This window comes from Alteromonas sp. KS69 (genome assembly GCF_003989595.1).
In the GTDB taxonomy this organism is placed as follows: Bacteria; Pseudomonadota; Gammaproteobacteria; order Enterobacterales; family Alteromonadaceae; genus Alteromonas; species Alteromonas naphthalenivorans.
This window is the reverse complement of record NZ_PYHU01000034.1, coordinates 1-3853: the sequence shown is the minus strand read 5'-3', so window position 1 is coordinate 3853 and position 3853 is coordinate 1. Positions and strand designations below refer to the sequence as shown.

At 40.4% G+C, this 3853-nt stretch carries 6 protein-coding genes; all 6 read right to left on the bottom strand.

Annotation, left to right across the window (positions count from 1 at the left end; genetic code table 11):
• Positions 1 to 78: 78 nt before the first annotated feature.
• On the bottom strand, positions 79 to 750 hold the full coding sequence (locus C7Y69_RS16210; RefSeq protein ID WP_126873384.1) for a hypothetical protein: 672 nt from the start codon (positions 748 to 750) through the stop codon (positions 79 to 81).
• Between the two features lie 125 nt (positions 751 to 875).
• A complete protein-coding gene (locus C7Y69_RS16205; RefSeq protein WP_126873383.1) occupies positions 876 to 1313 on the bottom strand; it encodes a hypothetical protein in 438 nt (145 codons plus the stop codon).
• Between the two features lie 137 nt (positions 1314 to 1450).
• Positions 1451 to 2185 (bottom strand): hypothetical protein, encoded by a 735-nt coding sequence (locus C7Y69_RS16200; RefSeq protein WP_126873382.1) that lies wholly within the window; start codon positions 2183 to 2185, stop codon positions 1451 to 1453.
• 125 nt (positions 2186 to 2310) lie between these two features.
• Positions 2311 to 2748, bottom strand: coding sequence for a hypothetical protein (locus tag C7Y69_RS16195; RefSeq protein WP_126873381.1), 438 nt, complete (start codon positions 2746 to 2748; stop codon positions 2311 to 2313).
• A gap of 113 nt (positions 2749 to 2861) precedes the next feature.
• On the bottom strand, positions 2862 to 3362 hold the full coding sequence (locus C7Y69_RS16190; protein ID WP_126873380.1) for a flavodoxin family protein: 501 nt from the start codon (positions 3360 to 3362) through the stop codon (positions 2862 to 2864).
• A 305-nt stretch (positions 3363 to 3667) separates the two neighbouring features.
• On the bottom strand, positions 3668 to 3853 hold a 186-nt coding region (locus C7Y69_RS21720; protein ID WP_221885333.1), incomplete at its 5' end, for a hypothetical protein.

Here is a 3853-nt window from a genome sequence, read left to right as displayed (position 1 = left end):
CTGACGCCTTCTAACGCCCCACTAAGAGGCGAGTAATTGTTGGCTAAAATGTGGAGCGAAGCGGAACCGAGCCAACTGTTACGAGTCCTGCTTTAGTGGCTTGTTAGTCATTTTATACTCATCAAATACTTTTCTGAGATCTGCGAAAGGTTTTAAACCTAGCTCTACAGGATTTTCAGGTAGCTCTTGATGATCAATATAGCGAATATTCTTTACCACATCATATTCGCCTAAAGCCATATCAAGTAATATATATGAGCCTGAAATAAATATATTAGATTCTTGCTCGTTGAAATCAGGGTGGTAAACAATTAAATCGAAGAAGCCATCTTCTACACGGGAATACACCCAAACTTTTGAAACGTCAAACTCTCTGCCAGCATATTCTAATTTGAACTCTTCATAACCGTCTATTCTTGGGCGAAATGCAATAATTGAGAATAGTTTAAGCTCGGGAGCACTTTTGACTAATAACTCCACGTAAGGAAACGCATCTGCAATCCCATCTGCACTTATGATAAATTCTCGTTTACCATTCTTAACATGAGAAATTTCATATGTAACATCGTCCCTATACGAAGTTAATTTAGATGATATTAGATCTAAAACTTTTTCCTGATCTTTTTCAAACTCGAAAATAGTAGTCTCGTTTTTAACAAACCACTTCCAAAATTTCTGTTCCTTACTTTCCTTTGCAAATAATCCCATTGGTAACATCACAAGTAATATAGTTAATATAAAATTTTTCATCGGTGCCTGACTAAATAACTAACTTTTAAATATGAGACGCAAAGGCGTGGGCTATAATTGCGCCTCGCGCGAGCCCACGTTTTTGCGTCCCAGTGTGCGCTTGCGCACACGGCATAATTTTTTTGTTAGGCATTTATACTAGCCGTAATATAACTTGAGAACCGCTTTTCCAAACGATTTCCAAATTCAATTTCCTTTTCTGCCAAGTCAAATGCTTCTTCCTCAATTTCACTGATAAATCCTTTCGACTTTTCATATACCCTCGCCATGTCAAAACATATTTTAAAATATGTATCCAACTCATCAGCTAGTGACTGTGGGAGGAGAAGCTTGGCACCTTGCATTGAAGTATTAAATTTCACTACTTCTTTCATTTTTGCGCTATTGCCGAAAGCTACCATGTGGGACTTTAGAGAGTAAAAATCTTTAAAGATTTGTTTGCGCTCAGCTAAAAGCGCAATGGAATTTGCTCGTTTAGATTCACTGACAGAGTAGCGAGCATATACCGCTGATAAAATTGAAACCAATATAGCTGCAACAGCTAAGAGATCGCTAACACTCATATTTCTACTCCAAGGTTACTCTTATGCTGAATATTGCCTAACTTTTCAATAACGGGCGCAGACATGTGGGGCATAATGGCGAAGCCGCCCTGCGTGTTTGCGTCCCAGCCCGCGCAGCGGGCGAACTTAATTTTTTTTTATGTTTCAAACCTATGAAGCATAAACGAATAATTCTTTTTTAATGTAATCCGTTTTATCGCATTGCGAGCTTTAGGCTGATACTCGCGCCAATTCCAATGATTGTCTATGAGAATAATTTTCGATATACCAAATCGCTCTAAATCATCTAAGCTGTAATCCCACCCTATTAAATCATTGCCAAAAAGAGATCTTAATTTATCCCATATGGTCATTTCATTATGTCCGTACACAGTAATAAGATTATCGACTCCTATTCTACGATAAAAGGCAGCTTCTCTTTTTCTCATTTTGGGTAGATAGCTAGAATAAAATGATTCGTCAGAATTTGTGGTATCCCACTGTTTCTGCCAAGCACTTCCGTGCCACATTAAAATTGTGTCTTTATGTAAGTATTTAATATTAGCTGCGGGTAAAACATAGTTTGCACACGACGATAAGCAGAGATTTTTTATTTCTATATTTAGCTTATTGCTGTGTATCCACTCACCGAGATCCATCCCTGCACCAATTTCTCCGCCTGGACTTGAAATAATTAGTCTTTTTGGCTTTTCCTTCGATTTTTTTAATGCTTGAAAAATCGCTAAGTTCGAAGACTTGGTTATCGACCCTTCATATACTAAAACGTCATTTTGGATGCCTACAAAGAAATTGCTTTCCACATCATTTTTTTCAGCATCCAACGACGTGCAGGCTACACTCCCTAAAAGAACAAATATAAAGAGAAATTTCATCTGGCATCCACTCGAAACATAACGCCCCGCATAACGGGCAATAACACGTAGGCTAAAATTGGAGCAAAGCGACTGAGCCTACGTGTTATTGTCCCAGCGAGCTCGCGAGCGAGTTTATGCGTTTGTTAGCTTTCATTTCCTACCGATGCTGAAAAATAGAATGTGTTACCGGCAACGAAGCCGACCAGCGCAAACGCAATTAGTCTCTCAAAGCCATGTAAATAACCTGAAAGAGTTACACTCCCATTTTCTGCCAACACTATTCCATTTACAACAGAGCGTTCATGCATGTGTGGAAATACAAAGAATGACGAGACCAAGACTACAGCGACTACTGCGGCCAAAACAACAGATTTATAGTTGAATCCAAGCCATGACGTAAAAATAAGATAAATAGGTAATGCTGAAAACGGCACCAATATACCAACAATCAATAACGTCCAGACGAAGATACCTAGAGGGATTGGCACAAATTTCATCTCTATGGCCATTGGAGCAAAGAATGCGACCACGACCGTTGCGAATAAAAAACCGAATGCTGTTTTGAAATGCTTAATTTTCATTGAAAGCTAACACCCTGCTTAGGGGCGGAAATACATGGTCTAAAATTAGGAGCGAAGCGACGCAGCCCATGTGTTTGCGTCCCAGCGAGCCCGCGAGCGACTACAGCAGTTTGTTATGCGATTTTGCCAAGAAAACCTTGAATTGCCTGCTGGTGTTGCTGAGGGTTAAACTCATCCGGGCAGCAACAATACAGAGGATCATGATAGACCAGTCCAAGGTAGTTAGAAATTAGTTCAAATTGCCCTGTAAAACTAGAAGGCAACTCCGCATCTGTTCCTGTAGCAATTACTGATATTGGCATGCCGCGCAGTTTTCGACCAAGCTCTTTATTTACAGTGAGCAAATCAGTAAACCGATCAAAGAAGGTTTTCAACTGTGCCGACATTGAATACCAGTATACAGGCGTAGCGAATACAACAAAGTCTGATAATACCATGCGTTCAACTAACGGAATGAAGTCGTCAGAAATATTGCGACTTTTGTAATCAAAATACGAAATCGATAGCTCTTGAAGGTCAACAATTTGAGCGTGAAGGCTTTCTGCTATCTCTTTAGATAGCTTTGCAGTATTACCGTTAGATCTAGAACTAGCTAAGACAACCAGAAAATTCAAATCGATATCCTTATCGCATAACTTTAAGCTAAGGGGCGCAGATGCGTGGGGCATAATGGCGAAGCCGCCCCGCGTATAGGCGTCCCAGCGACCGAAGGGAGTGGCTTAAGCGCTTTGTTAGAAGCAGAGCCTTTACCTTTGGAAGTTCTAAAAACTAATAAAGCCAGCATACGATTGATTGTTAAAGCAAACAAGTAAAATGCCAATGGAGTAATGTTGGTGATTTGACTAGAGCAAGCCGCCATTTGAGCTACCAAGTGCAATGGCGCTTGCTAAATTGAATTAAGAACTTGGCGATAAAGCGCCTATTGCGCGACCTTTGAAGTTAATGCGGCGAAGTTAAAACCACCAAAAGCCAGGGCGATTTTGATACAGCAGGTGAGGGCGGTTGAACTGGAATTTTTATAAAGCCAAACGCAGTTTAGGCTGACGCCTTCTAACGCCCAACTTAGGGGCAATAACACGTAGGCTAAAATTGGAGCGAAGCGACT

Excerpts from the sequence above, each read along its gene's own strand:
- C7Y69_RS16195 (WP_126873381.1), bottom strand. The coding sequence starts at position 2,748 with ATGAAAATTAAGCATTTCAAAACAGCATTCGGTTTTTTATTCGCAACG.
- C7Y69_RS16205 (WP_126873383.1), bottom strand. The coding sequence starts at position 1,313 with ATGAGTGTTAGCGATCTCTTAGCTGTTGCAGCTATATTGGTTTCAATT.
- C7Y69_RS16200 (WP_126873382.1), bottom strand. The coding sequence starts at position 2,185 with ATGAAATTTCTCTTTATATTTGTTCTTTTAGGGAGTGTAGCCTGCACG.
- C7Y69_RS16210 (WP_126873384.1), bottom strand. The coding sequence starts at position 750 with ATGAAAAATTTTATATTAACTATATTACTTGTGATGTTACCAATGGGA.